Source organism: Microbacterium sp. AK009 (genome assembly GCF_013410955.1).
In the GTDB taxonomy this organism is placed as follows: domain Bacteria; phylum Actinomycetota; class Actinomycetes; order Actinomycetales; family Microbacteriaceae; genus Microbacterium.
This window is the reverse complement of record NZ_JACCCG010000006.1, coordinates 300,488-325,444: the sequence shown is the minus strand read 5'-3', so window position 1 is coordinate 325,444 and position 24,957 is coordinate 300,488. Positions and strand designations below refer to the sequence as shown.

Annotated in this window: 29 protein-coding genes and 1 pseudogene; 14 read left to right on the top strand and 16 right to left on the bottom strand. The window is 63.7% G+C overall.

Features of this window, described 5'->3' with window-relative positions:
• Window positions 1-27 precede the first annotated feature (27 nt).
• Window positions 28-519 (top strand): redox-sensitive transcriptional activator SoxR, encoded by a 492-nt coding sequence (gene soxR, locus HDC37_RS15240; RefSeq protein WP_179561230.1) that lies wholly within the window; start codon window positions 28-30, stop codon window positions 517-519.
• A 159-nt stretch (window positions 520-678) separates the two neighbouring features.
• Here the strand turns inward: soxR and HDC37_RS15235 are convergent, their stop codons facing one another.
• The 6 genes and pseudogenes from HDC37_RS15235 to HDC37_RS15210 form a co-directional block, all read right to left on the bottom strand.
• Window positions 679-1,059, bottom strand: a complete 381-nt coding sequence (locus HDC37_RS15235) for a nitroreductase family deazaflavin-dependent oxidoreductase (protein WP_179561229.1) — start codon at window positions 1,057-1,059, stop codon at window positions 679-681.
• Between the two features lie 84 nt (window positions 1,060-1,143).
• Window positions 1,144-1,731, bottom strand: a complete 588-nt coding sequence (locus HDC37_RS15230; RefSeq protein WP_179561228.1) for a 1-acyl-sn-glycerol-3-phosphate acyltransferase — start codon at window positions 1,729-1,731, stop codon at window positions 1,144-1,146.
• A gap of 9 nt (window positions 1,732-1,740) precedes the next feature.
• Complete coding sequence (locus tag HDC37_RS15225) at window positions 1,741-2,232, bottom strand: hypothetical protein (protein WP_179561227.1); 492 nt, start codon at window positions 2,230-2,232, stop codon at window positions 1,741-1,743.
• Complete coding sequence (locus tag HDC37_RS15220) at window positions 2,225-2,584, bottom strand: hypothetical protein (RefSeq protein WP_179561226.1); 360 nt, start codon at window positions 2,582-2,584, stop codon at window positions 2,225-2,227. Before HDC37_RS15220 ends, HDC37_RS15225 begins: the two co-directional genes overlap by 8 nt.
• Before the next feature lie 91 nt (window positions 2,585-2,675).
• Window positions 2,676-3,284, bottom strand: a pseudogene (locus HDC37_RS15215) (recombinase family protein).
• Window positions 3,285-3,318: 34 nt separating this feature from the next.
• The gene (locus HDC37_RS15210; protein WP_179561225.1) at window positions 3,319-3,591 is read right to left on the bottom strand and encodes a hypothetical protein; all 273 of its coding nucleotides are present in this window, start codon (window positions 3,589-3,591) and stop codon (window positions 3,319-3,321) included.
• A 126-nt stretch (window positions 3,592-3,717) separates the two neighbouring features.
• On the opposite strand from HDC37_RS15210, the gene HDC37_RS17615 reads away from it, so the two are divergent.
• Together HDC37_RS17615 and HDC37_RS15200 are read left to right on the top strand one after the other, a co-directional pair.
• Window positions 3,718-4,425 (top strand): DUF1643 domain-containing protein, encoded by a 708-nt coding sequence (locus tag HDC37_RS17615; RefSeq protein ID WP_179561224.1) that lies wholly within the window; start codon window positions 3,718-3,720, stop codon window positions 4,423-4,425.
• A complete protein-coding gene (locus HDC37_RS15200) occupies window positions 4,374-4,583 on the top strand; it encodes a hypothetical protein (protein ID WP_179560946.1) in 210 nt (69 codons plus the stop codon). The genes HDC37_RS17615 and HDC37_RS15200 overlap by 52 nt, the downstream gene beginning before the upstream one ends.
• 112 nt (window positions 4,584-4,695) lie before the next feature.
• Here HDC37_RS15200 and HDC37_RS15195 read toward each other — a convergent pair whose 3' ends face one another.
• Both HDC37_RS15195 and HDC37_RS15190 read right to left on the bottom strand, forming a co-directional pair.
• Window positions 4,696-5,316, bottom strand: a complete 621-nt coding sequence (locus HDC37_RS15195; protein WP_179561223.1) for a hypothetical protein — start codon at window positions 5,314-5,316, stop codon at window positions 4,696-4,698.
• Between the two features lie 113 nt (window positions 5,317-5,429).
• Window positions 5,430-6,074 (bottom strand): TetR/AcrR family transcriptional regulator, encoded by a 645-nt coding sequence (locus HDC37_RS15190; protein ID WP_179561222.1) that lies wholly within the window; start codon window positions 6,072-6,074, stop codon window positions 5,430-5,432.
• A gap of 117 nt (window positions 6,075-6,191) precedes the next feature.
• Between HDC37_RS15190 and HDC37_RS15185 the strand changes: the two genes are divergently transcribed.
• Genes HDC37_RS15185 through HDC37_RS15170 form a run of 4 tightly spaced genes read left to right on the top strand, consistent with a single transcriptional unit; the run spans window position 6,192 to window position 9,215 of the window.
• Window positions 6,192-6,974, top strand: a complete 783-nt coding sequence (locus tag HDC37_RS15185; RefSeq protein WP_179561221.1) for a glucose 1-dehydrogenase — start codon at window positions 6,192-6,194, stop codon at window positions 6,972-6,974.
• Window positions 6,975-7,011: 37 nt separating this feature from the next.
• Window positions 7,012-7,965 (top strand): alpha/beta hydrolase, encoded by a 954-nt coding sequence (locus HDC37_RS15180; RefSeq protein WP_218869849.1) that lies wholly within the window; start codon window positions 7,012-7,014, stop codon window positions 7,963-7,965.
• Between the two features lie 33 nt (window positions 7,966-7,998).
• Window positions 7,999-8,436 carry a nitroreductase/quinone reductase family protein gene (locus HDC37_RS15175; RefSeq protein WP_179561220.1) on the top strand — a complete coding sequence of 146 codons (438 nt, stop codon included), beginning with the start codon at window positions 7,999-8,001 and terminating at the stop codon, window positions 8,434-8,436.
• Between the two features lie 44 nt (window positions 8,437-8,480).
• Window positions 8,481-9,215 carry an SDR family oxidoreductase gene (locus tag HDC37_RS15170; RefSeq protein WP_308472241.1) on the top strand — a complete coding sequence of 245 codons (735 nt, stop codon included), beginning with the start codon at window positions 8,481-8,483 and terminating at the stop codon, window positions 9,213-9,215.
• A 195-nt stretch (window positions 9,216-9,410) separates the two neighbouring features.
• Here HDC37_RS15170 and HDC37_RS15165 read toward each other — a convergent pair whose 3' ends face one another.
• A complete protein-coding gene (locus tag HDC37_RS15165; RefSeq protein ID WP_179561218.1) occupies window positions 9,411-9,749 on the bottom strand; it encodes a nuclear transport factor 2 family protein in 339 nt (112 codons plus the stop codon).
• Between the two features lie 77 nt (window positions 9,750-9,826).
• The gene (locus HDC37_RS15160) at window positions 9,827-10,423 is read right to left on the bottom strand and encodes a TetR/AcrR family transcriptional regulator (protein WP_179561217.1); all 597 of its coding nucleotides are present in this window, start codon (window positions 10,421-10,423) and stop codon (window positions 9,827-9,829) included.
• Window positions 10,424-10,529: 106 nt separating this feature from the next.
• Here HDC37_RS15160 and HDC37_RS15155 point away from each other — a divergent pair, with 106 nt between their 5' ends.
• Window positions 10,530-10,997 carry an ester cyclase gene (locus HDC37_RS15155; RefSeq protein WP_179561216.1) on the top strand — a complete coding sequence of 156 codons (468 nt, stop codon included), beginning with the start codon at window positions 10,530-10,532 and terminating at the stop codon, window positions 10,995-10,997.
• A gap of 28 nt (window positions 10,998-11,025) precedes the next feature.
• Window positions 11,026-11,382, top strand: a complete 357-nt coding sequence (locus tag HDC37_RS15150; protein WP_218869848.1) for a hypothetical protein — start codon at window positions 11,026-11,028, stop codon at window positions 11,380-11,382.
• 323 nt (window positions 11,383-11,705) lie between these two features.
• Here the strand turns inward: HDC37_RS15150 and HDC37_RS15145 are convergent, their stop codons facing one another.
• Window positions 11,706-12,488 (bottom strand): hypothetical protein, encoded by a 783-nt coding sequence (locus HDC37_RS15145; RefSeq protein ID WP_179561215.1) that lies wholly within the window; start codon window positions 12,486-12,488, stop codon window positions 11,706-11,708.
• 168 nt (window positions 12,489-12,656) lie between these two features.
• Between HDC37_RS15145 and HDC37_RS15140 the strand changes: the two genes are divergently transcribed.
• Entirely contained in the window at window positions 12,657-13,013 is a 357-nt protein-coding gene (locus tag HDC37_RS15140; protein WP_179561214.1) for a DUF5655 domain-containing protein, read from the top strand.
• A gap of 182 nt (window positions 13,014-13,195) precedes the next feature.
• On the opposite strand, the gene HDC37_RS15135 is transcribed toward HDC37_RS15140, so the two are convergent.
• The gene (locus HDC37_RS15135) at window positions 13,196-15,565 is read right to left on the bottom strand and encodes an AAA family ATPase (RefSeq protein WP_218869847.1); all 2,370 of its coding nucleotides are present in this window, start codon (window positions 15,563-15,565) and stop codon (window positions 13,196-13,198) included.
• A 274-nt stretch (window positions 15,566-15,839) separates the two neighbouring features.
• Between HDC37_RS15135 and HDC37_RS15130 the strand changes: the two genes are divergently transcribed.
• Window positions 15,840-16,010, top strand: coding sequence for a hypothetical protein (locus HDC37_RS15130; protein WP_179561212.1), 171 nt, complete (start codon window positions 15,840-15,842; stop codon window positions 16,008-16,010).
• Between the two features lie 384 nt (window positions 16,011-16,394).
• Here HDC37_RS15130 and HDC37_RS15125 read toward each other — a convergent pair whose 3' ends face one another.
• Window positions 16,395-17,339: a hypothetical protein gene (locus HDC37_RS15125; RefSeq protein WP_179561211.1), complete on the bottom strand. Its 945-nt coding sequence runs from the start codon at window positions 17,337-17,339 to the stop codon at window positions 16,395-16,397.
• A 459-nt stretch (window positions 17,340-17,798) separates the two neighbouring features.
• On the opposite strand from HDC37_RS15125, the gene HDC37_RS15120 reads away from it, so the two are divergent.
• Window positions 17,799-18,836 carry a PIN domain-containing protein gene (locus tag HDC37_RS15120; RefSeq protein WP_179561210.1) on the top strand — a complete coding sequence of 346 codons (1,038 nt, stop codon included), beginning with the start codon at window positions 17,799-17,801 and terminating at the stop codon, window positions 18,834-18,836.
• A 147-nt stretch (window positions 18,837-18,983) separates the two neighbouring features.
• Here the strand turns inward: HDC37_RS15120 and HDC37_RS15115 are convergent, their stop codons facing one another.
• The gene (locus HDC37_RS15115) at window positions 18,984-19,994 is read right to left on the bottom strand and encodes a hypothetical protein (RefSeq protein WP_179561209.1); all 1,011 of its coding nucleotides are present in this window, start codon (window positions 19,992-19,994) and stop codon (window positions 18,984-18,986) included.
• Between the two features lie 238 nt (window positions 19,995-20,232).
• Here HDC37_RS15115 and HDC37_RS15110 point away from each other — a divergent pair, with 238 nt between their 5' ends.
• Complete coding sequence (locus tag HDC37_RS15110) at window positions 20,233-21,708, top strand: hypothetical protein (protein ID WP_179561208.1); 1,476 nt, start codon at window positions 20,233-20,235, stop codon at window positions 21,706-21,708.
• A 585-nt stretch (window positions 21,709-22,293) separates the two neighbouring features.
• On the opposite strand, the gene HDC37_RS15105 is transcribed toward HDC37_RS15110, so the two are convergent.
• The gene (locus HDC37_RS15105; RefSeq protein WP_179561207.1) at window positions 22,294-22,542 is read right to left on the bottom strand and encodes a hypothetical protein; all 249 of its coding nucleotides are present in this window, start codon (window positions 22,540-22,542) and stop codon (window positions 22,294-22,296) included.
• Window positions 22,543-22,757: 215 nt separating this feature from the next.
• Here HDC37_RS15105 and HDC37_RS15100 point away from each other — a divergent pair, with 215 nt between their 5' ends.
• Entirely contained in the window at window positions 22,758-23,030 is a 273-nt protein-coding gene (locus tag HDC37_RS15100) for a hypothetical protein (RefSeq protein WP_179561206.1), read from the top strand.
• Window positions 23,031-23,092: 62 nt separating this feature from the next.
• Here the strand turns inward: HDC37_RS15100 and HDC37_RS15095 are convergent, their stop codons facing one another.
• On the bottom strand, window positions 23,093-24,880 hold the full coding sequence (locus HDC37_RS15095) for a DUF262 domain-containing protein (RefSeq protein WP_179561205.1): 1,788 nt from the start codon (window positions 24,878-24,880) through the stop codon (window positions 23,093-23,095).
• Window positions 24,881-24,957 lie beyond the last annotated feature (77 nt).

The following is a 24,957-nucleotide window of genomic DNA, read 5'->3' as shown; positions in this document are numbered from 1 at the left end:
TAAAACCTGAAGTAATGTTGAGGTCAAGTGAACGAGCACGTGACATCCCCAAAGGCGAGCCTGACGGTGGGCGAGCTGGCGCGACGCGCCGGCGTCTCCGTGTCGGCCCTGCATTTCTTCGAGCGCCAGGGCCTCATCAGCAGCGATCGCACATCCGGCAATCAGCGCCGCTACCGGCGCGAGATGTTGCGGCGTGTCGCGTTCATCAGGATCGCGCGCAGTGTCGGCATTCCGCTCAAGGATGTTGCGGAGGCATTGAATTCGCTGCCCGGCGGACGCACGCCCACCCGCGACGACTGGCAACACATCTCCGACCGGTGGCGACGCCTGCTCGACGACCGAATCCGGGACCTGCAGCAGCTCCGCGACGACTTCACCGGATGCATCGGGTGCGGCTGTTTGTCCATCGACCGATGCACGCTCTTCAACCCGGACGACCGGCTCGGTCGGGAAGGCCCCGGCCCACGCCGCCTGTACAACCCCGAACCGACCGATCAAGACACGGGGCGCACCATCTGACCGCCCCTCCAGCGGGCAGCGAGTGAAGCAGGAGCGAGGCGTGTGGGCCTAGTACCGCGACCGCCGTTCCGTCGTGGGCACCGCCCGGCGTCCGCCTCCAGCGCCGCAGCGACCCTCGACCCCTGCCCCCAGGATCGCGTCAAGCGGCTTGGAGCCCCGTCAGGCGGGGGGCGCGGGAGCCACAGTCAGCACGATGAGCGGACTGTGCGCGATCATCTCCTCGACATCGTCTCTGCGCCATCGTCGTGCGGCGGCCTCGATGAGCGGCCGTGCTTCGTGGGGATCGGTGATCACCCGCGCCGTCGCAGGAATGTCGACCTCGACGCCCCGCTTCACGTGCACGATGACATGAGGGTGCGCGGTGATGTTGCGTATCCAGTCCCTGGTGCGGTCTCGACGGGGCATCCCCGTGATGAACAGCACGCCGTCCTCGTAGTGGAGGAAGATCTCGATGCGGCGCGGCAGACCGCTGCGGCGACCGGTCGTCGTCAGGTCGATGATCTGACTTCGGTGCAGCGCCTCGCTGACTTCGTTGTTCACACCTGTTGAAGCAATCTCGCTGCTGCAGACATTCCAAGCGATCGGTGAGACTGCGCGCCCGGAGATTGGTGCCAGGAATCCCGGCTAGGCCGACGCGTCCGAGCGCGGGTCGTCCTCTTCGCGCAGCCGGGGTTCGACGCGCAGAGCCGGACGCATTCCCGACTTGTCCGCGTAGAACGCGCGGATGGCATCCATGTCGGCGCTGACGTCACCGGTGAGCGGGAGTGTCGGCCCCAGCCCGGTGGTCATCGTGGTGCGATCGACGTAGCCGAGCGTGACCGGGAGGCCCGCCTCGCGAGCGATGCGATAGAAGCCCGACTTCCAGTAGGCGACGCCGCCTCGGGTGCCTTCCGGGGTCACCACGAGGCCGAAGACATCGCCGTCCCGGATGCGGCTGACGAGCGCGTCGACCACACCGGCGGGGTTCGATCGGTCGACCGGGATGCCGCCGATCGCCCGCATGATCGGGCCGCGCCAGCCGCGGAAGAGGCTCTCCTTCCCCAACCAGCGGAAGCGCATCTTCAGGCGCCACGCGATCCCCAGCATGAGCACGAAGTCCCAGTTCGAGGTGTGCGGCGCCCCCAGGACCACGGTGGGCCGGGCCGGTGCGGGTTCGGTCACGAGAGTCCACCTGCTGAACGCCCAATAGATGCGGGCGATGAGACGGAGCATCCGGCAACCCTAACGCCCCGGCACCCACCTCGGCGCGTCGGGTGGCAGGACGTCCTGAGTGATGATGTCTGCGCCGGGCTCGCCCGTCAGTCGCCACCAGCTCGGTCCGGACTTGTAAACGTCGTACGGCACCCATCGATCGCCCCGGAGGATGAAGTCTCGACCGTTCACCAGCCCGAAGTAGTGATCGGTGGATGCCACGGAGTGGCGCCAGTACTGGACTTCGCCGTCGCTCGCTGGGGCCTCGGATCGAGACGGGTGCCTCCCCGCTGACTCGATGACCCCGGGGTAGGTGGACCGGATCGCCTCGGGCTGCACGGCCGAGGCCGCGCGTTCCGTCATGAGCCACAGGGCCCCGCACACCGCGCAGCGGTACAGCTTGCTGCGATCCACGAGGTTCTCGGCCACGAAGATCGGCCGCTCTGCCGTCTCCCACTGGCGACGGCAGACGGCGCACCCCTGCGATTCCCAGGATGCTGGTGCGTTCGGCGCCCTACTCACTTCGCGGTTCTCCCGCCCATTGCTCTCGGGGCGGAACGGCGCTCCATGGGTGAAGCGCCGGCGCGTCCGGCGCAACGGGCTTGTAGATCGGCGCACCGCGGATGCAGAGCCCCCAGAACCACGTTCGGCGGCACTCGCCGCACGTGAGGTAGCTCACGATCGTGCACTTCAGGTCGGATTTGGCCAGCGCCACCATGTCTTCGAGCGGCACGTCACCTCCGAGATAGCGCATCCGACCGCTCTCGACGCGACGAATGAGCGCATCCGTCGTCCGGACGACGTCGACGTCGTGCGGCGGACGGCCGTTGTTCCGCACAACGACCGGGTCGCAGGTCTCGCAGGCCTCAGTCACCGGATCAGGTTAACCGCGCGAGCGCTCACCGCCGCGGCCAGCGCGCGGATGCCGAGATCGACGTCGGCGGTGTCAGCCCGGCCATGCGCGTTCATAAGATGTGCGCTTCGCAGGTGGCGAGGAACGCCACGCGGCGGCGCTGCAGTTCGCGGTAGACCGTTGCCCGGGACACGTTGAAGAGCTCAGCGATCTCGGTCTGGGTGTACTGACCCCCGTCCTGCACCTCGAACAGGAGCTTGCGTTGTGTCTTCGACAGTTTGGGTTGCTTGCCCTTCAGGTGGCCCTTGGCGCGGGCGACAGCCATGCCTTCCTTGGTGCGCATGCTGATCAGGTCGCGCTCGAACTCAGCGACCATCGCGAGCACATTGAACAGCAGACGTCCCACTGGATCGGTGGGGTCGTATCTGCTGCCGCCGAGGTTGAGCGCGACGCCCTTCGTTGTCAGTTCGTCAGCGATGTCGCGGGCGTCCTTCACCGATCGGGCGAGCCGGTCCAGTTTGGTGACCATGAAGGTGTCGCCCCCTCAGACTGCTGCGAGTGCCTCGCGCAGTCCGGGTCTGGCTCGGTTCGTGCCGGTCAGCCCGTGATCTACGTAGATGTTCGAGTCGAGGACCCCGAGTCGCAACAGTGCATCGCGTTGCGAAGTGAGATCTTGGTCGGCGGTGGAGACCCTGGCATAGCCAATCTGTATTCCATTCATGCCGCCGAGGGTGCCATCTGAAGTGGCGATGCGCTCAGGAATGGTTCTCGATTGCTGCGGTGAGAAAGCGCTCGACATCGAGCAGGTCGGCGGAACGGAACATGACGTCACCACCCCGGCTGCGCGTCACAGGCTTGACGAAGAAGAGCCCATCACGATGAGTGATCCGGAACTGATACTCGCCGCCGGGATGACTGGCGACAGCCACCTGATCCTCGTCAGGGAAGTAGTAGACCAAGTAGTCCCGGTCTTCCGCCCAGGCGGCAAAGTGTGGGCTCAACGCGATACGCCGGGATCGATCCTGCACCGCCACACGCTACCGCGGCCCGTGCGTCCGCCCGTTTGAGGATCGTCCTGCAACCGCTGGCACGCCGCACAGCCGTCCTAGGGGCCCGGCTCGGATTTTGGGCTCTTCAGCCTGCATCATGACTTCGTGAGCGTTCCTACGCCTGCCACCTCAGCTGTCCCAGCCGGCTGGATCTACGAGCACAGCGCAGACGACTCCGCGCGATTCGTGCTCGGGACCGTCGGCACGAACCCACTCGTCTGCGTTGGCGTCAATCCGAGCACCGCTAGGCCGAATGAACTAGACCAGACGCTGCGGCGCGTCCGCGGATATGCGCAGCGAAATCGGAACGACAGTTGGGTGATGCTCAACCTCTACCCGCAACGGTCGACCGATCCGGACGGGTTGCACCGCACCTATTCGCCTGAGCTCAAGGCCGAGAATGAGGGCACATCACCCGCTTCATCGGCGGTCGCCAGCTCACTCTGGTGGCCGCATGGGGCGAGCCGATCAAGACACGCTCGTACCTGCGCGACATGCTCGTGGACATCGTTCGCATCACCAACGCTTCCTCATGCGACTGGGTCTCGATTGGCAATCTCACTACTACGCTCCACCCTCGGCATCCCTCGCGCGGTGCATACCTGCCGCTTGTTCACTTCGACATGGGCGCGTACCTCCGCAGGGTTTGAGTTGGTGGCCTCGCCCGCACATGTGGTGGCGACGTTACGGTCTAGGCGCACTGGAATGGGCGATGCACGCGATGGTCCGCTCATCGAGCATGGCCCGCGGAAGGATCGAGGATGTTCGGCGGATTTGCCGCATCGAGCCTGCAACGACATGCTTTCGGTGTGACGCGACTTCTACTGACCCTGGGTCTCGTGCTAGCGGTGGTTGTCGCGGTCCTGATCGTCGCTGCGATCTTCGCCGGCGTCATCCTGCTCGTCCGATTCTTCCTTCGCCGTGCAGACGCAGCCACCGGGGGCAGTAGCGGCAGCGGACATCAGGGCTGAATGTGCGGGCGCCTGGTTCCCAGGCCCTCCACCAACCATTTACGCGCATCGCCCGATTGGGGATCGCCGCTCGACGCCGTTCCGAAGGGCCGGGTCGGTGCCTACTGTGAGTTCAGAAGCCGAGACGCTTCCAGATCGACCGCTTTTCCGCGACTGCGTCCTGTTCGGCGAGTTTCGCGGCCTCGTGCTCCCGGGCAGTCGCGGCGGCCCGCTCAGCGGCCGCGAATCGATCGCGATTGTCAGCGTCACGCTCAGCGCGGAAGTCAGAGTAATCACGGGAGTCCTCTGAAGTTGGTGGGGGCGAAAGCCAGACTCCAATATTCGGCCGTTCAGGTGTACCGCCGTATAAGGCTGCCTGCCGGAATACGAGGAGGCCGTCGTCGGCCGCCTGGACGACCAACGGCTGGAGTCGATAAGCCTGCTCACGCGGAAGATAGCCGCAAGTCTCTCGCTCGTAGCCCCACACAAGGTCGACGCGCACAGCGTGGCGATCGAACTCATTCAAAGGCTCGGCAATTAGCTGAGCAAAGAGGGTTCCGCCCTCCTCATCTGCCTCCATCAAGGCCTTGATGCGTAGTATTCGGTCGAGGTACCTGGACTCGCCCACGACCTCCCACTCTTCTCCGTCGGTGAATCCCATCGCTTGCACCGGGACCACAGGCGCATAGGCTTTCTCGCCAAGCGGCGGAAACTCTCCGTCTTGGAACGGAAAGCGGTCGTACCGAGCATCCATGCGCCCAGTATGTACTGACAATGGCTCGGTCACCGAGGGCTTCCAAGCGCTGTCAGCACGCTTCGGTCCACATCCGGGCACCGCCCGGATGTGGATGCTCTAGGCGGCGCAGGTCAACGAAGTGAACTCACTGAAGCCCTCGCGCCGTAGGTGGCGAGCATCATCGTGACGGCACCCGTCACAGCCTCGCTGACCGTGTCCTCCGCAGGGTCCCATTCGACCAGGAGCAGTTTCGGCCAGAATACGACGTTCGAGATCATCCCGAGGAATTGGGTGGCTGCGATGGTTGCGTTCGGCACACGAAGCGCGCCCTGTTCTGCAGCCGCCGTGATGTAGGCGTGCACTCGCTCAAAGAAGGGCTCTTTGCCGAGGTCGAACTGAATCCGTGCCAGCTCGGGGAATCGGGGAGCCTCGGCGATCACCATGCGGTGCAGCCCGACCATGCCGGGTCGTCGCAGGAGTTCTGTGTATTGCCGTCCGAGCGCCTCGAGACCTGAGCCTGGATCGGCTGGGCTGGGAAGCGGAGGCGGGGCAGATTCTCGTCCCCAGAAGTCGGCGACGATGACCTCGAACAGGTCCGCCTTGGTCGGGAACTGCTTGAAGAGTGTGGCCGTCGAGACGTCGGCGGCCTCAGCGATCCGGGCGAGCGACGTATTTCCGTATCCATCGCGGGCGAACAGCCTCGATGCAGCCGCGATGATCGCCGACCGCTTCTCGCCAGCGACTCGCTGGTGGTACGTCAGAGGCGCTCCTGCCATACGCCCACTCTAGACCAGAACACCGAAAGAGATGAGTGGCTTGACTCACCCGATGAATCCCTGACATGGTGGTGAGTCAAGTCACTTAGTTTGTGGCCATCGCGAAGGGTGAGAACAATGGCTCGATTCGAAGACAAAACAGTGCTGATCAGCGGCGGAGCCGGTGGTCAGGGCGCCGCTCACTTGCGGGCGTACATCGAGGAGGGCGCGAACGTCGTGATCGGCGACATCCGCGACGAGGACGGGGCGGCGCTGGCGGCGCGGTGCGGTCCGCGAGCACACTATGTGCACCTCGACGTGACGAAGGAGGAGGATTGGGCGGCAGCGGTGACGGCCGCCGAGGAACGATACGGTCCCCTGGACGTCCTGGTGAACAACGCGGGAATCCCCAGCCCTGCCGTGCTGATCGAGGACGGAGATCCAGCGACCTGGCGGGAGATTCTCGACGTCAATCTCACCGGTCAGTACCTCGGGATCCGGGCTGTGGTGCCCTCCCTGCGACGCAACGGCGGGGGAGCGATCGTCAACATAGCGTCCATGGCCGCGGACGTCGGGATCGCCTATCTTTCTCCCTACGTCGCCAGCAAGTGGGGTGTCCGAGGGCTCAGCCAGACCGCAGCGCTTGAGCTCGCTCGATACGGCATCCGTGTGAATGCCGTCCATCCCGGCGTGGTGCGCACGCCCTTCATCACCGAGCCGGCCGCGCCGAACGAGCCCCCCGTCGGCGACACATTCTCTCCCGACGCGCTGGCGGTCAAGCGACTCGCCGAGCCGGACGAGATCTCGCGCATCATTCTTTATCTCACTTCCGCAGATGCCGACTTCGTCACCGGGGCTGATTTCGTCATCGACGGCGGATTGCTGCTGGGCCCGGTGGTACCTGCGGAGAAGGCGGCGTGAGCGCGTCGATTGCGTTGCGCTCGAGAGGGGGTCGCCGGTGGCACTGACTCTTCACGACCGCATCCGCGCCATCATCGGCTCCGGCGCAGGACCAACCGGTTCGCCGCACTTTCCGGCTTTCGCCGCCGGTGACGTGCAGACGCTCCGCGCCATCCTCGACGACGGGCTGGCGCAGATGAGTGGACTCCCTGATGTGCCGGGTGTCACCGCCGCGGACACCTTCGTCGACACAACCGACCACGCGAGGATCCGAGTCCGGTGGACTTCCCCCACAGTGACCAATCCCGGGCCGGCGGTGCTCTACCTGCACGGCGGCGCCATGGTCGCCGGCAGCGTCGACCTCTACGACCCGCTGGTTCGGACCTATGTCGGCTGGACCCGCGTTCCCTTCCTCTCCGTGGACTACCGGATCTCCCCCGGGGTGCGCGCCGGCACGGCTGCATTCGACGCCCTCGCCGCCCTGGAGTGGCTCGTCGCCCAGGCGCCGGCGCTCGGCGTCGATCCGAACCGCATCGCAGTGATGGGCGACAGTGCCGGCGGCGGCATCGCCGCAGCACTCGCGGTGCTTGCGCGCGACCGTGGCGTGCCGCTGGCCCGGCAGATCCTGATCTACCCCATGTTGGATGACCGGGCGACGCCAGACCCCCACCTCGCGGCAGCGGCTGAAGCCATGTTCTCGTATGAGTTCGAGCGGACGGCGTGGGCCGCCGTCCTAAGCGAGACGCCCCCGGACGCTCCCGAGGTGGCGGTGGCGGTGCCGGCCAGGACGGCAGATCTCACTGACGTCGCACCCGCGTACATCGAAGTCGGCGAACTGGATATCTTCCGTGACTCCAACGTCGCGTACGCCAACCGGCTATGGCGCGCGGGCGTGTCGACCGAGCTCCATGTGCACCCCGGCTACCCGCACGCGTTCGACATCCTGCTGATGGGCGATCCCGCGGGACGACGACACCAGGACGAGAAGATCCGGATCATCCACGAGATCTGAATCGCACGGGAACCCCCAGAAAAGAGAGCGAAAATGAACGAACAGATCGAGCGCGCACTCGCCATTACTCCAGAGTCGTCCGCGTCCGAGCGGACGATCGACATCACGACCATCGGTGCGAAGACCGGCCGAGCTCGCCGGATCGAGATCTGGTTCTACCGGGCCGATGGCGAGATCTATCTGACGACGCAGCCGGCGGCCCGCGATTGGTACGCCAACCTGATCGCCAACCCCGACTTCACCTTCCACCTCAAATACGGCGCACGGGCCGACCTTGCGGCGCGCGCCGAACCCGTCCTCGACCCAGCCGAGCGTCGTCGAGTATTCACCCCGATCATCGCGGACCTGAATCACCCACGGCACAGCGGATATCTCGCCCAGCCCGTCGAATCCATCGAGCGGTGGATGCGCGGATCCCCGCTGGTGCACGTTCTCTTCGAGGCTTCGACAGCGCGCGGGGGCCGGCAGTGACCGATCGGGAGACGGGTGAGAAGCGATCAGTCCGAAGTGCGCTTGTGACGGGAGGCGGCCGTGGACTCGGCCGCGGCATCGCAGAGGCGCTTGCCGCCCGCGACTTCCACGTGGTGGTAACACACCGGCCGGGCAGTGCCGGTGCGGCCGCCGTGCTGCGTGCGATCAGGCATCGCGGAGGCACAGCTGACAGCATCCCGCTCGATCTCACAGAGGCCGCACCCTTCACCGCATTTCGAGAACGCCTGGTCACGCTCCTGAGCGACGGGGACACCCCTAGGCTCGACGTTCTGATCAACAACGCGGGAGTCGGCGTGTTCCGCGCCCTCGATGAGCTGACGCCCGAGGACTACGAGGAGTCGTTCGCCGTCAACATCCGTGGCCCGCTTTTCCTCACCCAGGCCCTTGCCGACCTGATGCCACCGGGTGCGAGCGTTGTGAACGTCAGCACACAGATGACACGGCAGGCCGACCCCACAAGCCTCCTCTACTCGGCGTCGAAAGCCGCTCTGGAGTCGTTGACCGGGACACTGGCGATGGCGCTCGGCCCGCGCGGAATCCGGGTGAACTCCATCGCCCCAGGCCCGACCGCGACGGACTTCAACGGCGGCGCGATGCGCGACAGCGAGGCCCTCCGCGAGTACATCAGCAGTCGCACCGCTTTCGGGCGCGTAGGGACGCCCGACGACATCGCTCTCGCTGTGGCTGGTCTTCTGCACCCGGACATGGCATGGATCACCGGCCAACGAATCGAAGCGGCGGGCGGCGCGTTCCTCTGACCCGGCCCCACCACGCACAGACGTGACGCGACCACGAAACGCTGCACGAGGTCCCGCCCACGAGAAGGAGACATCGCCATCATCGATGTTCCTGATAGCACCATCACGCTTCTTCACCTACCGTGTTCACGACGAGGCTCGGTCGCACGAGCACGCCGGGCGCAGGTGGGGTGCCGACCCTTCGCGGTTCCCCGATCACATCACGAACGCGCGGAGCTCGGACAGCTTCCCGTCGCGCAGTCGCCATACATCGCAGTACGTGTGAGTCACTTCTCGACCGCCGTGCACGGTGACGATGGTGCCCAGGGCGACGAGGCTGTCGTCCTCGGCGATGAGCTGCGCAACGTTGTTTCGTGGCGGCTTCTCGTACTCCCCGAGCATCCATGTCCGCACCTCGTCTTTGCCGCGAAGTGTGCGGTCGCCGACGAACGTCCACACCGTGTCCTCCGTGCAGAAAGCGAGGAAGTCCTCGTAATCACCCCGATCGACGGCGGCGTTCGCTTCCTCGAGCAGGCGCTTGCTTGCATCAGACATGTGTTCCCTCCAGAGTCCCTTCCACATGGGTCTTGACCGCTTCGGGCGGCCGGCCGATCGAACTCGTTCCCGCAGCGCTACGTCGAGGTGCGGGGAAGAAGACTGATCGCAGTCTCGGCGACGCCCTCCAGTCGGTCGGCGTCGATCCCCGCCTTCCCGAGTGCCTCGATACCGCGAAGCACGGCCAAGATGAGCGCCGCAAGCTGTTGCGGGTCGGCCGCGCTGTCGATGTCACCTGAACGCTGCGCGGCGGAGATGCCGTCGGCCAGCGTCGCAACCATGCCCTCCAACGTGAGCCGGGCTCGCGCCTCGACCTGCGGGTCGTGCTCGGACAGCTCCGCGGCACCCTTCGCCAGGAGACAGCCGCGGTGGCGCGTGTCCGCGGCAACCCCGGCCGCGGCGGCTCGAATGTGCGCGCACAGGCGGGCATACGCGCCGTCGTCCGGCCCGCTCAACCCCTCAGCAACGTCGCTGGCGGCGCGCGCGCAGTATGCGTCGTAGACCCGCAGGAACAGGTCGCGTTTGCCGCCGAACGCCCCGTACAGGCTGCCTTTGCCCAGGTGGGTCGCTTGAGCGACGACGTCCATGCTCGTCCCGGCGTAGCCATGCGTCCAGAACTGTTTAGACGCCTGGGAGAGGACCGCGTCTTCGTCGAATTTCCTCGGTCTCGCCATACCGACACGGTACACGTTCTTGACGATGCGGTCCAAAACCCATACCGTTATGGACTTAGTCGTCCACAACTCGTGACGACGGCAACACCAAGGATGAGGAGTCGAAATGAAGAGCAACGAAGAGATCATTCGCGAGGCGTACCGGCTGGTCGAAGCCGACTCGCTTGACGGGCTGGGTTTCCGCGCCCTGTTCACCGAGGACGGCACGTTCAACGACATTCCGAACTCGCTGACGTTCCGCGGGGACGAGATCCCGGCGGCTCTGGCGGGACTCGTGAGCGTCTTCCCCGACATCCACCGTGAGCTGCTCGCCTTCCACGTGGTCGGTGACGTCGTCGCTGTAGAACTGCGGATCCAGGGAACCCATCTCGGCGAGTTTCCGACTCCGGCGGGCGCTATCCCTCCGACGGGCAGGCGAATCGATGTGCCGACCGCGGATTTCTGGTATTTCCGAGACGGCAAGATCGAAACGTTCAATTGCTACAACTCGGCGAACATCTGGTTCTCACAGCTCGGGGCCGACCCTGACTTCGCCACGGCGATCGAAGCGACCAAGAACACCGCGAACGCGTGAGCCTCATTTGTCACCGATGCACTCAGACGTGACCGATCCATCCCCGATACCCGAACGCAGCCGGAACATGTATCAGATCAAGACCTACACTCTGCGCACGTCGGAAGCGTTGCAGAAGTATGCGACCGTGCAGTGGCCGCGGCATGTCAGCAGCATGCCGCCGTTCGGCGCTACCGTCCATGGGTTCTGGACAGATGAACAGCCCGACGCGCACCGCTTGATAGCGCTGCTGTCATTTCGCGACGGCGTTGACCCGGACGAGTTCCTCGCCTCCTACATCGCGAGCCCTGAGCTCGCAGCCGACATGGATGGCTTCGACGCCGCCGACATCATCGACGTGCACGACATCCTGCTGGAACCGGTAGCCGGCTCGCCCCTCGGGTAGCGGACCCGGCCGACCGTCCCGAAGGGCCGGGTCGAGTGTGCGTGGTCGTCGCGAGCACACTCGACCCGGCACGGCGTGTTTTGGATTCGACCAAGTTCGTGGGCGGGCACCCGGTGGCTGGGGGCGCATGGCATGAGCGTCACCGCGATCGGCCACGGACCCGCGGGTCGACACGGCGATCCGCCCATCGCGCGCAACGGCGCCGCCATCGCCCACGCCCGTTTGGGGATCCCTAATCGGGCGTGGATCGGACGGGGCGGCTCTGCATTGAATGCTGGGCGTTGCCACGGATCGTTGATGCCTCACTCGTGGCCGATCGGGCGTTACGGCTGGCGCCCGGTGATTGCCATAAGTCGATCTTGGAGGGGTGCTTGTGCCTCGATCTGGACGGCTGGACCGAAGACCCCGATTCTGCGCCACTCCTCCGCGTGGGGTTCGACGATTGCCCACACCGACTCAACGAGGTCGTCGGGTAGAACGGCGCCCGCTCCGATCGCTCTCGCGTAATCGAAGGCTCTGGTCGTTCGGAAGACGATCGCATGCCAAAGCGCCTCCCGAAGCGGGTAGTCGCCATAGGTGTAATGAACTGTCCGGGTGTCGAGTTCGGACTCGCTCCGTTCGCGCACCGATGCGATGGACTTCTCCACCAGGTCGCGGAAGCGGCCGGACGGATCAGTTCCGAGAAGATCGTTCTCGAGTGGTCCACCATGGGCGTCTTGACCCACATCGTCGAGGGTGCGGCCAGCCATCATGTCGGGGATCCACGCTTCGTCATAGGCCTGGTAGTTCAACATCTGCCGGTAGGTGTAGGTGCTGTTGTCTCGCGTGGGGAAGCCGGTGGGGAGAGACTGTTTCATCAGGTCGGGCGGGATGCGGGTGATGACGTCGGCGAGCACACGATCGGCGCGTATGAAGGTCTCAATCTCGTTCACTTCACTCTCCTTTGAAATCTGCGATTCCCGTCGCTCAAGACGAGCACGACACAGGACGCGGTCGCTACCGCCTTGACACAGCCAGACTCCGATCACGCCGGCCGAGGGCGGACGTCGATAACCGAGGAGTTGAATGAGTCTCGGATCCCACCGGTGGGTCGACAGGATCCCCACACGGGCACTGCACGCGAGGGCCACGTCGCGGACGAGCCATGCGGCGCGTGGAGAGGCGCCCTCGGTGCCCGCCCTCGACGGTATAGCGGAGCCGGTGTGCCGACCGCGGTCGCGGAGAATCGGAGCGTCACCTTGCCCGCGCCCTGAGGTCCCCGACACCATGTGTCCATGAATCTGGAGGAGTACCTCGTTGACCACGCCGACTCTCGCGGACTCCTCAACGCGCTGCGGGCTGTGATCCTCGGGGTGGGAACGGTGACGGAAGAGTTGTCCAAGAGCCAGCTGGCATTCCGTGCCGGACGAACGTTCGCGATCGCGTGGGCACCCGCTCAATACCTGGGAGAACGCGGCGCGCCGCTGGTGCTCTCGCTGGCGCTGCCCCAGCACGTCGAGAACCCGAGGTGGAAGGAGGTGGTCGAACCGCGGGCAGGTGTGTTCATGCACCATCTCGAGTTGCGTGCCGTCAATGAGATCGATGACGAGGTAAGGGACTGGATTACTCGCGCGTACGTGGCTGCCCGGTAGCGCTCGCAGACCTCAGGCCACGCGGCGCACTTGTAAGCGATCCCTGACCGGGCATCGCTCGTAAGGGGTCCATCGCGTGCGGGCATGAGCGCGTGCGGGCATGAGCGCGTGCGAAGGCGTCTGCGGCTTCGCCCCGCCAAGGGGATCAAGGTTTGCACTTACGCAACGGGAGGTCGGTGCAACTACATCGTTTGAACCTTCGTCACACCCGCGTAGGGCAGCGCCGCAAACGACTCGAGGAAGGCTGGATAGTCGTCGATGGGCTCGCGGGGGGCATCGTTGAGCGAGTAGTCACGTACCCACGTTGCCATCACGGCACGCACATCGTCGGCTTCTGCGCTTTCGTCGAGTTGACTGTCGATCTCCTCAATAAGCAGAAGCACGGACTCCCGCGGTGCGGAGGTGGGATGGTCTGTCTGGAAACGATCGCGTATGCGGTTCACGCGATCCTTGATCATCTCGCTTGACTGCACGCGCAGAGCCTTGCGCTGGAGTGCTGCGAGTTCTCGAAGCAGCAGAGAAAAGTTGGCGGTGAGCTTCTCCCGCGCCGCAATCGGGACATCGCTGGATGCGGCGGACGCGACGACATGTCTCGCAAACGCGATCTTGTCGAGATGAAAATCTTGCTCGGAAAGATGAGCCCTGACGGCTTCCTGCACGCGCTCGAGTGTCCCGCCGGAGGTCGAGAATACGGACTCGGCATCCAGTTTGAGTTGGTACACGTTCGCATCGGTGACGAACTCGGCTGCGTACCGACGCACCGCGTCCATTGCAACTTCGAGTGGAATCAAATCTTCGATGCCGATCACTCCGCCCGGGTTGTCGGTCTGCAAGCCGGCGATGTCCCTCAATTGACGTACGAACTCAGGATCGACCAACTGTTTACCGTTGGGTCCACCCTTCCGCAGCTTTGAGACGGCCTGATCGCCTGCCTCGTCGCTATCGAGAAGGACGATTACTGCGGGCTTGTCCACATCACGGCCGCGCGCGAGGAATGCCATGTATGGCACGTGGCTCGCCGATCCCGCGGGAATTAGCGAGATGACATTGAGATCCAGATTCTGGGATTCCGGTACCTTGGCGCGGCGAAGAATGCCGGACATGCCAGCGATCATCACCTGATCGGAAGCACCTTCGAGAATAAGGTTGCAGCCACCCATGAAGGTCGTCTCCGCCACGAGTTCTCCGAGCGCAGAGCGAAGAGGCTCGTAGTGGTTGCGTGCGGCGTTAGCTACGACGCGCGTGCCCTCGTCGTGTCGTCCCTTGTCCAGAACCCTCAGACGCTCAGCGTGGTTCTTGTCGATGAGGAACGGCGAGTGGGTCACGTACACCACCTGAACCGCTGGCACTGCGGAGTCTTGTGGAAAGGCGAAGGCTTCGAAGATGCGCAGCAGGTCCTGCTGCCCGGATGACGACAGGTACGCATCCGGCTCATCCATCAACAGAATTTCGGGCCGCGCCCTAGGCCCCTCCTTCGTCGCCTTCGCAACGTGCGCCAGGTATTGCACAAAGTAGCTGAGGAAGTACTTGAGGCCACCGCTTCGTTCGTCGAATGAGTATGTCCGACCGGTCCTGTCTCGAATCATGAAGTCCAGATGAAACTCCTGGTGCTCCACGAAAAGTTCGAAGTGCTGGTCTTGCCGCCACCAGTGCTTGAAGTTGAGCGCATGGGACAGCTCTGAGTTGATGGTGTCTACGATGCTTGTGGCATAGCCACTCTTTCCCTGTGCGATTGCGGTGGAGAGCTGTTCAAACAGATCAGGGTTGAGGCCGGCCACGTCGAGCAGGAGGGTCCGTGCGAGCTCAAACTTTCTCAGGTCAGTCTCCGCGACACTTGAGCTGGCGGTAAGACTCGATCGCAGCGATTCTCGGTTCGCCTCGAAGTCGGTTGGCGATGAGACCATTCCGATTGCACCGAACAGCATCTCCAGCCCCGAGCGCACCTGGGCGTGCGGCATTGCGTCCTTCTTTTGGCCAGTTGCTACGTACCTGATTGGCACCGAGTCGGGGAGTGGGACGCCTGCATCGATCTTGAAGACCGAGGGCATACCCAGCTGATCCAGCGCGGACGGCTTCTTCACCGTTGCGAGTGCCCAATCCGAACCATTTCGCAAGTAGACACGTGCCTTTGGAGTCGTATTCATACGGAACACGGCCAGCTCCTCAGGCACCGCGTCGACCTCCTGCCCGAGCGCCTCCCCAATGAGGGGCAAGTCGGCGTCGGTGAGGCCTTTGAACCTCAGGCCAAACTCCGGCAGTAGTAGATCTTTGTGGCGAAGGAAAAAGGGAGAGTACCGGCAGAAATCACGCTGAAGGACCTTCTCGCCCGTCAAACCGAACTCGATTGCGGCTAGAACCTGGCTCTTCCCTGACTCGTTGGCCCCGACGATGGTCGTGATGTGCTCATCGAGTGCGACCTTAACGAACGGATATGGAGCAGCCCCGCCCGGCACTCCGTCCCACGGCAGAGGCTTGTAGCCACTGCTTGCTCGCTTCATGAAGTCGAAGTTGAGCGAGCGAAAGAAGCGTGCGTAAACGGCCGTGAGCTGCATCATTACCCCCCAAGAGTTCTGCTCAATCTAGCGAGTGGGCACGACAATCGAGGTCGCGTTTCGCCCACTGGGGTCCACGGCGGGGGCAGGCCTCGTGAGTTCCTCTCGGAGGTGACTCTCGAGCGGAGGTCGCGTGTGGCACGGACGCTAACCGATATCGCCGCGGAGCTGACTGCCATCGCTATGCCGGCAGAGACCGTTTGCGGGACCCGCCCGTGCAGGCGTCCGTCGACTATGAAACGAGCCGGCGTCTGACGATCGCTATATCGCGGTCATGATGCCGAACGATTCGGTCGCGGCGGGTGTCGAACTCGCCCTTGTGGATCACGACGAGCCGAAGACCATGAGCGGGGATCAGCTCTGCCTTGCGCTGATCGTACAGCCGCCGCTGCTCGCCGCGAGGAACACCGGACACAGTCGCGCGCCGATCAAAGATTGGCACTGACTCGATGTGCTGCTTCTCCTGAAACTCCACGACCAGCCCGTGCGCGGGCCAGTATCCATCTATGGGCAATCGAGCTGCGCGGCCTCACGACGGTGATAGATCACCACGGAGCCAGTCGAACCGGGCTTGTCGGTGCCCGGCAGTCTCGAGGATTTCATCGCACAGATCAAGGACGTAATGCTCGTCGCTCTCTGCCCTCGTCGCCCGTAGCTCAGCCGTCCTCGAAAGCGATCCTCATGCGGGCAGTGCGCGGGAGCGGCAGGTGGCGGGCGGGCTTCGAGGCAGGTGATTGGGGTGCCTTGGATCGGCCAAGCGCCGACTCGCTTCTCGTAGTCGCGCAGGATACGCGGGCGCCTTCTTGCGTCTTGAGCGCCTTGCAGTGCCTTACGTTGCCGCACGCTTCCGACGGCGGCTGAGTGCGATCTCAACGATCCCTTCGAGTGCCCAGAGCAATGCGGCTCCCGCGAGGCCGACGAGCGCACCGGCCGTGAACAGCAACGCTTGAGAGCTACTCTCGCGATCGCCAAGGACTCCGGAGAGACGGTAGTCGTCTGGCGCGTTGACCCGTACGACGTCCGTGTACGTCCACGCAAGATCGCCCGCTGCGGGGATCTGCGGGGCGGCGGCGCTCACAGTGAGGTCGGACGGGACCTGGGACATCGCGACCTGCACTGTGCTGTCCTGCGGCAACGGGTGCATCAGCGCTCCGTTCACGATTTCGTCTCGGAACGTTGTCGTTACCCCGGGCAGTGCATACAGAACCTTCTCGCCTGCGGTCATGGCCAGCGCGTGATCCGAATTGCCATACAGAATGACCTGCCAGTTGTAGCTGGAGACGGTGACGAAGTCGCACTCGCTGCGAGGGCCAAGTCTCGAGTCGGCCTCCAAAGCCCCCGGCTCGACAGGCACCGGCGTGGGGATGTCGCTGGTGTTGGCTTGTGTCAGCTCCAGCCCGTTGCGAATCGGGCCGCAGAAGAAGATCCCAACGGAGGTCCGGTCGACGACTGAGTCGCCGGCCGGAAACACGCTGGCGATTAGCTCGAACTGTGCACCCGAATCGACCGCGCCGCTGAATGACGCGTGCACCTGGACCGTCCCATCCGGCGCTTCGGGCATGACAACGCCGATCCGACCGGGCGCGGCCGAAGTGGGCGAGGCTGGCAGTGACACCGTGACCAGCACGATGCTCGTGATCGTCAAGACGCACGCCAGGGTGCCTCCGAGCCACGCGATCCCCAGGCGGCGTTTGTGCTCCAGCGCCGCGTCAGAAGCTTGATCGCTGGCTATCGCGTCGATCGACTTGCGTAGGCCATGCAGGTCGGTTGCCACCCAATGATCGAGCGAAGTTCGTAGGTCGCGTAAGTCGGTCGCAATCGCCCGCACCGCGCGGTCTGTGGCTCGACGGGTACCTAACACTCGAAAAGTTCCTCCTGCTGGGCGACACGAACGGGACCCGCCGCACGGCGGGGCAAGTGGCGAATAGACGGCACCACTCCCCGTGGTCCATATTGCCGGTCAGTTGGTCGAAGAAGGCAACTCGGCAAAGCAGCCGGCGCCCTGGTGGGCCCAAAGGCTGCCACGATCCCTAAACGGGCGGTGCTCGGTGAGCGAGCCGCTTCGCGCAAGCTAAGTCAGGAGATCACCGGTTCGTGCAGCATTCCTATGCCGACCCTCGCATCGCTCGCGTGAACTCGAGACCTCTTTGGCCTCATCCGATTCGCGAGGCGACGGCTTGCGGCATCAAGACACTCTCTGAGGGGCAGCGAGTGCGACTCATATGCTGGCCACGTGCTGCTCGTACTCGACGCCAACGTGATCGTCGCCGATCCGATGCTCCGAAGCGCCATTTGGCCGCAGTTAGCCGACGCGGTGAAAGGCGGCAGGGTGGAAGTTCTGCTACCTACCCTCGCGCTCGAGGAAGCCATCGCCTCGTATCAAAGGGTGCGTGAGGCTAAAGCGGTAGAGATCCAGGCAGTCGGGCGAAAGGCTTCCCGCGACGTTCAGGGGCACTTGGAGCGGGCAAAGAAGGCGGCGCTTAGGGAAGGGCGCAGGTATCCGAAGCGCATTCGAACGGCGTTAGAGGCGGTGGGAGTCTCGATGATCGATGCCCCGCGGGTTTCTCATCGCGAGGTCGCGCGACGAGCAATCGCCCGGCGGCGTCCGTTCGACGAGAACGGATCTGGCTATCGCGACACGCTCCACTGGATGTCTGTGCTCGAAGTGGTCGATGAGCGCTATGAGAACGAGGACATCGTGTTTGTGAGCGCGGATCGCCGCGCCTTCGGAGGGGAGGGAAACGCACGCGACGAGCTCCACCAACACCTTGTTGATGACTTGGCCGAGTACGGCGCAGTGGATCCTTGGTTCCTTTGGATACAGAGTCTCGCCGAGTTCTCGGTGCCAGGGCTCTTCCATGACGAGATTCAGGAGGGCTTTGACATTGCCGTTAGCGGCGGCGAAATCAGCGGATACCTGCAATCGGCGCTCTGGGAATTGAGTCTCGGCGACCTTCTGCCGCGCGAGCTAGGTACGGCTGGTGAAACGGCAGCAGTGTTCATAACCGACATCGGGGAACCACTGGTGGGCGAGGTCGAGGTGAGACAGTACTGGGAGCGGGGCGACTTCAGGGCCGACTTCTTCACCACCGTTGACGTTGAGCTCGCTCTCCAACGCGTTCGATCCGCCGACGGGGATGTCGAAGTTCAAGAAGATCGGGTGGTCCTGCCTTTCGTAACCTCCGGCCACGTCGATGTCGCCGTGTCTCGTGAGGGCCTGATGTTCAGCGGCCTCGAGCTCGAACCATTTGCGTCGGTAGAGACTGAATAGCTTCTCCTCGGGCGCTGCGCCTGCGGTGCGGACGATCCCTGTTCGCGCGATGCCCGGAAGCTGTACGTCGCGAACAGCAAGGCTCGGACATAAGGAAGCCGCGTAGGGCGGCTGCCGGCAACTCACCTCGTCGCGCGCGTCCTCGATCTATTCTGCGAGTCTCAGCGATGCCGCGCCCTCGGAGTCTTGCCAGACGAACCCGAAGGTCACCAGCCAGGCGCCTAGGAGGTCTGCAAGCTCGTACGCGCGATCTCTAAGCTCGGCTGGCGACATCCGGGTGCGGCTCGACGGGACGCGGGAGAGCACCTCCTCGAACTGTGCCCAGTGCGCGCTCAGCGTCTCGGACCATTCGGGCGTGCGGGTGACCGTGCCTGGGAACGGCGCCCCCACCTCGGTGCCGGTGATTCGCCGAACAGCCGCGAGACACGCGAGCACCTTCCACAGCGCCTGCGCATGGTTGTTGACTATGGCGTGCGCGAGCACGTTGCGGTCCCGGCTGCGGGGGTATTCATCTTTCGCTTCGGCCAGAAACGAGCGGAACTGCGTGACCGTCTCCACAGACAGTTCGCGGTCCCACGAGACCAGCAGCGATTCGGGGACGACGAGCTCGGCTCGGTATCCGTCGATGATCTGCTGCGCTGCGTGAAGGAAGGCGTGCCGCGCGGTGGGCTCGTCATCGAACTGCTCTGTCTCCTCCCCTGCCTGAAACGTCGCGACATGCCCGGACTCGTGGGCGGCCATTCTCTTCGTGAACTGCTTCCGCAATGGCGCGTTCGCGATGCGGCCCTCTTCGTCTCGCGGATCCACGGAGCGGAGCCACCGGACGTCGTAGAGCAGCCACGCGGGAAACAGGATGTGCACCTCGTCGTCCACCCGCATCGTCTTTGCGCCCATTGTGCCCGCCCCGCGCGAGAGGTTGAAGGAGTCGCGGTATGGCCCGGGCGGCAACCGCTCCTGGACCGAGGTGGCGACGTCGCCTGAGAACACGAACTGGACCTTAGTTGGGTCCAGCGCTGCGACGCCGGCGGCAGCCCGGCAATAGTCCATAAGGTTCGTGGGAACCATGCGTTTGGCGTTCATCCCGAGCGCTTCGGGCTCGACGTATTCGAGCGCCCAGTCGACGAGGGGTGGGCGGGCGCTGTTGGCAGGCGGGGTCACGACTCGAATCCTGCCAGATGAGAAGATGGCGAGCGCACACTCGTGACGACCGGGGATCCGTATTCGGGCTTCGCGCGTTCGAGGGACCGCCGCGTGCAGCCCTGCAGAGCGTCGCGGTGGCTGTCGGCCGTGCGCACCACCATGGGTGCCATGACGATCGACGGGGAAGCCGCGACGCGCGATCGCCCCACCGCACCCTCCTCGAAGGCATCGCCGGCTGAATCAATAGGATGACGCTGTGCCGAAGACTTCTGAGCAGCTACGTTCATTGTTGCTGAGCGACGACTGGCAATTGGTCGAGAATGCTCTTTCGGCACTGCGGGACCCGCAGGAATGGTACGAGCGGATAGTTGAGGAAGTCCGCGTCAAGGATGACGAACTTTCCCGTCGCGTTGCGATGTATCTCGGACGCGAACTTCCATCCTCCGCGGACGCGACGGAGATGCTCTTTGCCATTCAGACTCCGCGGAAGGGAGAGCTCATCGAGTTGCATATCGCGAGCGGCGCTGACGGGGCCCAAGTTGAGCTCGTGAGCCACGACGATCACGTGCGGCTTAGCGAGATGATGATTATGTTCCGCTTCCTCAATGTCGTGGACTACGCCTTGGAGGAGACACCCGGAGCCGCTCAGAAGCGGCTTATCAAGACTGCGTCGAAGACCCTCCCCAGGCTCCTTCGCTTGGTGTCTGCAGATCCCGAATCACGAACCGCGCCGGCACGGATGGTGAACTTGTTCGACACCACGGGAGTTCTCAGAGGCTTTCCTGTCGGAGTCGCAGGCTCGGCGCTAGAGGAGGAGATGGGCCGGCTGTTCCTGCTTTGCCAGATCCTCATAGACAGGTACTACCGGTTCGTCCGGGTCTCGCGCGTGGGTAAGGCGCCGCCGGTGATTCGGTACTCCTACTCCCAGGAACGCGAGGCGCGGTGGTACGGCTGGTTGCTAGTGCGTTCGATGCGCAGATGGTTCCGCGCTCCCGCGAGTCTATTCTTCGTCCACGCGCCTCTTGCTCGTCTCACCTCGCACTATGAGCTCCGACTAGAACCGATCGCCGGTTACTACGTCCGAGAGCAGTTCGTCCTCGAGAGTGCCGATGACCTCCGTAGGGTGCAGGGCGCCGCAAACAGCAATGTGCGGAGAAAGGCAAGTAGGCGAAAGACATGGTGGAGCGCACGTCGTGGCGGGTGGTCGTCGGGACATGTATTCATTGGCAACGGGAACCGTTCGCGCACGCGGTTGTACGTAGCGTTCAGACTGCTCGAGGTTCCACCCGGCGCAACCGGGCGCGCGTGGGCGGGCACGGCACTGGGATCATTCATTCTGGCCTCTGTGATCGTGTGGTCTCTGATGCATGGCGCGGAGCAGTCGTCCATCGCGCCGGAGCTGCTGGTTGCCCTGGTGGCCTTGGGCTCAGCCGCGCTCGACAACACGACCACTCAGCGCGAGGTTTTCAACGCGCCGTTTCTCCCACGATTCATCCTCTTCAACCAGACGATCCTGGCTGTGATCACAGCTATCTGGCTCTTGACCCGCGGCACGATCCGGTCGATGATCTCGGTACCCGATTGGCTGGGAGGTGTAGCTACGTCGCTCACACTCCTCGATGTGCCGCTAGGAATCGCGTTGGCAGCGTTCGCGATCGCCCAGTTCGTCATCATGACTTGGAGATCTATGACTGCGGCGTCTGCGTATGACAAGGCGATGGGTGGGCCGTAGGCCATGTCGATGAGAGACCAAATTTCCCAGGACGGTCAGGGTCAGGAAGCGACACCCCACACCTCCACTGACGTCCGTTCAGAATTCAAGCACGGCGTTCCAGTCGCCGTCGCGACGCCTGACGTCAGCGCGACGGCGGCAGCCCGATGGTGGGCACGAATGAAGTTGTGGCTTCGTTCCAGGAGTCCCGAACATGGTTTGCGACCGTTGCCGCGAGCCGACGGCGTTGCGCCGTCCCCGTGGCGGTCCGACGATGTGGGGTTCTATCTGCCGTCTAACTATTTTGAACGCGAGGACGGAGCGACGCCAAGCTCTATGGCGGAGGACGATGAGTCATGGGTGGCCTCCACTCACGCCATGCGTCGAACCATGCAACTTGCGGAGGGCGATGAAGACATCTCGGTGCTCTTCTCGACGCGAGCATCCAAACGCGAGCGCATCGCGGCCGCCGAAAAGTTGGTCCTCTTGGCGCTCGACTCGCGACTCAATGTGAACTCGCCGAAGGGCCCCAAACCCGGATCGGCGGGATAGGATTCACTCACGTGCAGTGCACGATAACGGGGCCTACACGTATGTGACAGCAAGTCAGTCTTCGGCATCGTCCTGATCAACGAGCGCAACCGATTGGGCACACAGCTCGAGCGCCCGCTCTTTAGACACTCCCGCAGACATCGCCAACGTATTGACCACGACCTCGGCGCCGCGACCGAGGAGGGCCATCGCCAGACTCGGGTTGTCGACGTCCGTCAAGATCGCGTCGTATGCCTCCCTGTCGCGCAGCACGTAGGCGGTCAGGAGCGCCATGCCGGTCGCGGCCATCTCGTTGGGAGTCATACCAGCTCGTGCGGTTCCATGGGGATCACCCTAAGCGGGCTCGCGCACGCGGACGACACGCGTTCGGACCCAATTTTCTCGTTGAGGAGCGTCTACTCCGAGCGGCACTCACTCCGAGTCGCAGAGAACGGATCCTGATGCGCGCCGTGAATGAAAGCGGCACCGTGCTCCGGAATCAGGCCGGCCCGTGGATTGGTGACGATTACGCTAACCCCATGACGACTACTTACGCGCTGCTGCCTGCCGACGCTACGGCTGAGGAGTTGAGCGCCGCGGGCGTCGACCCAGAGGCGAAACGCGAGGTCCCGGGTCTCGGATACATCCACTCCGGCGCCGTGGCGGTTTGGGTCGGCGTTGAGCCCGTCGACGGCACGATCAGCCTGAATGGCGCAACTCTGAGCGCCGGCCGTGGATGGGAGCGCCGTGGAGCCGACAACGCAAGCGAGTGGGTAAACAACTCGCGGCTCGTCGTAGTGCGCCTTACGTGAGACGATCCGGGCGACCGGATTTCCGAGCGTGGGACGAGCGGGAAGTACCCACGAGGTGGGTGTTACATGTAGCGCCTCGAAAGCTCGATAACGGCTGGCCCTGTAAGTTCCACCGTCGAGTTTCCCTCCCGTACGAAGAATTTGCCATCCCAAGATGTCGGGGTGCTCATAGCTTTCGGGTGCAAGGTCCAAATCAGATACCCGCGGTATTCGAAGAGCGTTAACGTGCCTGCCAGATGGGAGGCGAAGGCGTTCTCGAGCTTGGAACCCTTGATTCGCTGCACAAGCCACCGCATGTGCTCGTCGCGGCTGCGTTTCAGCGCCGTCAACTCGTGCTGAGTGCCCGTGATCTTGAAGTCGCTCACGGCCAACGGCTGAACTCCATAGATCTGAACAACGCGATCAGCATGTTCGTCGCGGTCAGCCACACCGAAGATGATGAAGCCTTCGGTTCCCGGGCCATGGTTGGCCATCGCGGCGGCGGTGCACAGCACCGACTCGAACGCGTTGTCATCGAAAGCCTTAGTTTGGTCGAGCCTTGTAAACCCTTGCTTGAGCTCGAACAGGGCGTGCTCGGTCAGGGCCATCTGCAACTCAACCTCGAACTCAGTTGCCGTCGCCTTTGCGCGAACCGATATGGGATCCTCGCTCGCCTTGAAGAACGGCCGGAGGATCGCCTTCACGGACTCGAAGAGCGGTCGCTTGCGGTTTGCTCCCCAGTTGCCGCCGCCCGCCGGGATATTGAGGTCAGCATCCCAGAAGTGCTCCAGCTTCTTCGTCAGACCGGCGAGGTCTGCCACCTCCAATCCTTCCCGCACCAGCAGCTCGTAGATCGCGACGAAAGTCGCATGGAAGTAGCGGGGAATGCCGCGCGGATTCTGCTGTGTGATGACCCACGACGCCCACGGCTTCTCTGCAGCGCCGATCGTGCTCTTGATCACGTCAAGAGTGAGTAGAAAGTTCTCCTCGACGTTCTCCAATCCCAGGGTGCTCAGCCGCGCGTTGACTACGCCCGCCGATGTCGTCGCGTTGTCGTCCCGACCGTATGCGGAGTTCCTATACGCGCTGCCACTCACGGCAATCGGGTCGAGGATCAGGTCCAGAAGGATGTCAAGCACTAGTTCTTCGTCGCGGGACTCGCGGACTGCTTCTTTGTCCAGAATCCCGTTTGCTACCCAGAAGACCGAGTCGCTCGAGATGCCATAAGGCAGCTCGCGGTTCGTGATGCTGATCTTTGGCATCTCTCCCAACGGCACGATGTCCGAGAGTGACGCGTCCCCTCGCACGCTGGCGCTGATGCGTCGGACGAGGTTCGCGAAGTCGGACGTCACACCCGCCTGTCGGATCTCCTGCAGGCTGAGTTTCCGACCCGAAGAGTTGATGCGACGGAAGACCTCGTCGACTGATTCTTCAGTGGCGGAACGATAAGTCGAGACGGGAAGTTGGTAGTTGACGATAGCTAGGCACACGGCACGGTCCAGCACCGGCGTCCGCTGTGTCAGCTCTCCTTGGTCTCTCTTAAACTTCGTGTCCGCGAGCGTTTCGAGATCGAAGTAGCCGTCGCCGAAGGGGAACTCGTTCTCGATGAACGCAAAGATCGCATTCAGCCGCTGCAGGCCATCGATAATTTCGAGCCGCGCCGCACCCGAGGATGAGTTCTCAGCAAGAAGGACGAGCGGGATCGGAAGGTTGTTTCTTACCGAGTCGATCAGCGACTGCTTCTCCTCGACAGCCCAAACGAGCTTTCGCTGGTACCGCCTATTGACGACGAATGTGTGGGCCGCGTATTGCGTGTAGAGGTTCTGCAGGCTCTGGCCGAGCACAGTCAGTTCGGTAGTCGCTGGCGCCACGCGGGTTCCTTCGTCTGTAGAGGTCGATGCTCAGTATGGCGTGCGCGCCGACGATGGCGCGCGATCCGCGGTTCAAG

Bases quoted from the DNA above. Each gene is read 5' to 3' on its own strand.
- HDC37_RS15230 (WP_179561228.1), bottom strand. From the start codon at position 1,731: ATGCTCCGTCTCATCGCCCGCATCTATTGGGCGTTCAGCAGGTGGACT.
- HDC37_RS15200 (WP_179560946.1), top strand. From the start codon at position 4,374: ATGTTCGGCGGATTTGCCGCATCGAGCCTGCAACGACATGCTTTCGGT.
- HDC37_RS15195 (WP_179561223.1), bottom strand. From the start codon at position 5,316: ATGGATGCTCGGTACGACCGCTTTCCGTTCCAAGACGGAGAGTTTCCG.
- HDC37_RS15190 (WP_179561222.1), bottom strand. From the start codon at position 6,074: ATGGCAGGAGCGCCTCTGACGTACCACCAGCGAGTCGCTGGCGAGAAG.
- HDC37_RS15185 (WP_179561221.1), top strand. From the start codon at position 6,192: ATGGCTCGATTCGAAGACAAAACAGTGCTGATCAGCGGCGGAGCCGGT.
- HDC37_RS15175 (WP_179561220.1), top strand. From the start codon at position 7,999: ATGAACGAACAGATCGAGCGCGCACTCGCCATTACTCCAGAGTCGTCC.
- HDC37_RS15165 (WP_179561218.1), bottom strand. From the start codon at position 9,749: ATGTCTGATGCAAGCAAGCGCCTGCTCGAGGAAGCGAACGCCGCCGTC.
- HDC37_RS15160 (WP_179561217.1), bottom strand. From the start codon at position 10,423: ATGGCGAGACCGAGGAAATTCGACGAAGACGCGGTCCTCTCCCAGGCG.
- HDC37_RS15155 (WP_179561216.1), top strand. From the start codon at position 10,530: ATGAAGAGCAACGAAGAGATCATTCGCGAGGCGTACCGGCTGGTCGAA.
- HDC37_RS15140 (WP_179561214.1), top strand. From the start codon at position 12,657: ATGAATCTGGAGGAGTACCTCGTTGACCACGCCGACTCTCGCGGACTC.
- HDC37_RS15135 (WP_218869847.1), bottom strand. From the start codon at position 15,565: ATGCAGCTCACGGCCGTTTACGCACGCTTCTTTCGCTCGCTCAACTTC.
- HDC37_RS15130 (WP_179561212.1), top strand. From the start codon at position 15,840: ATGATGCCGAACGATTCGGTCGCGGCGGGTGTCGAACTCGCCCTTGTG.
- HDC37_RS15105 (WP_179561207.1), bottom strand. From the start codon at position 22,542: ATGACTCCCAACGAGATGGCCGCGACCGGCATGGCGCTCCTGACCGCC.
- HDC37_RS15100 (WP_179561206.1), top strand. From the start codon at position 22,758: ATGACGACTACTTACGCGCTGCTGCCTGCCGACGCTACGGCTGAGGAG.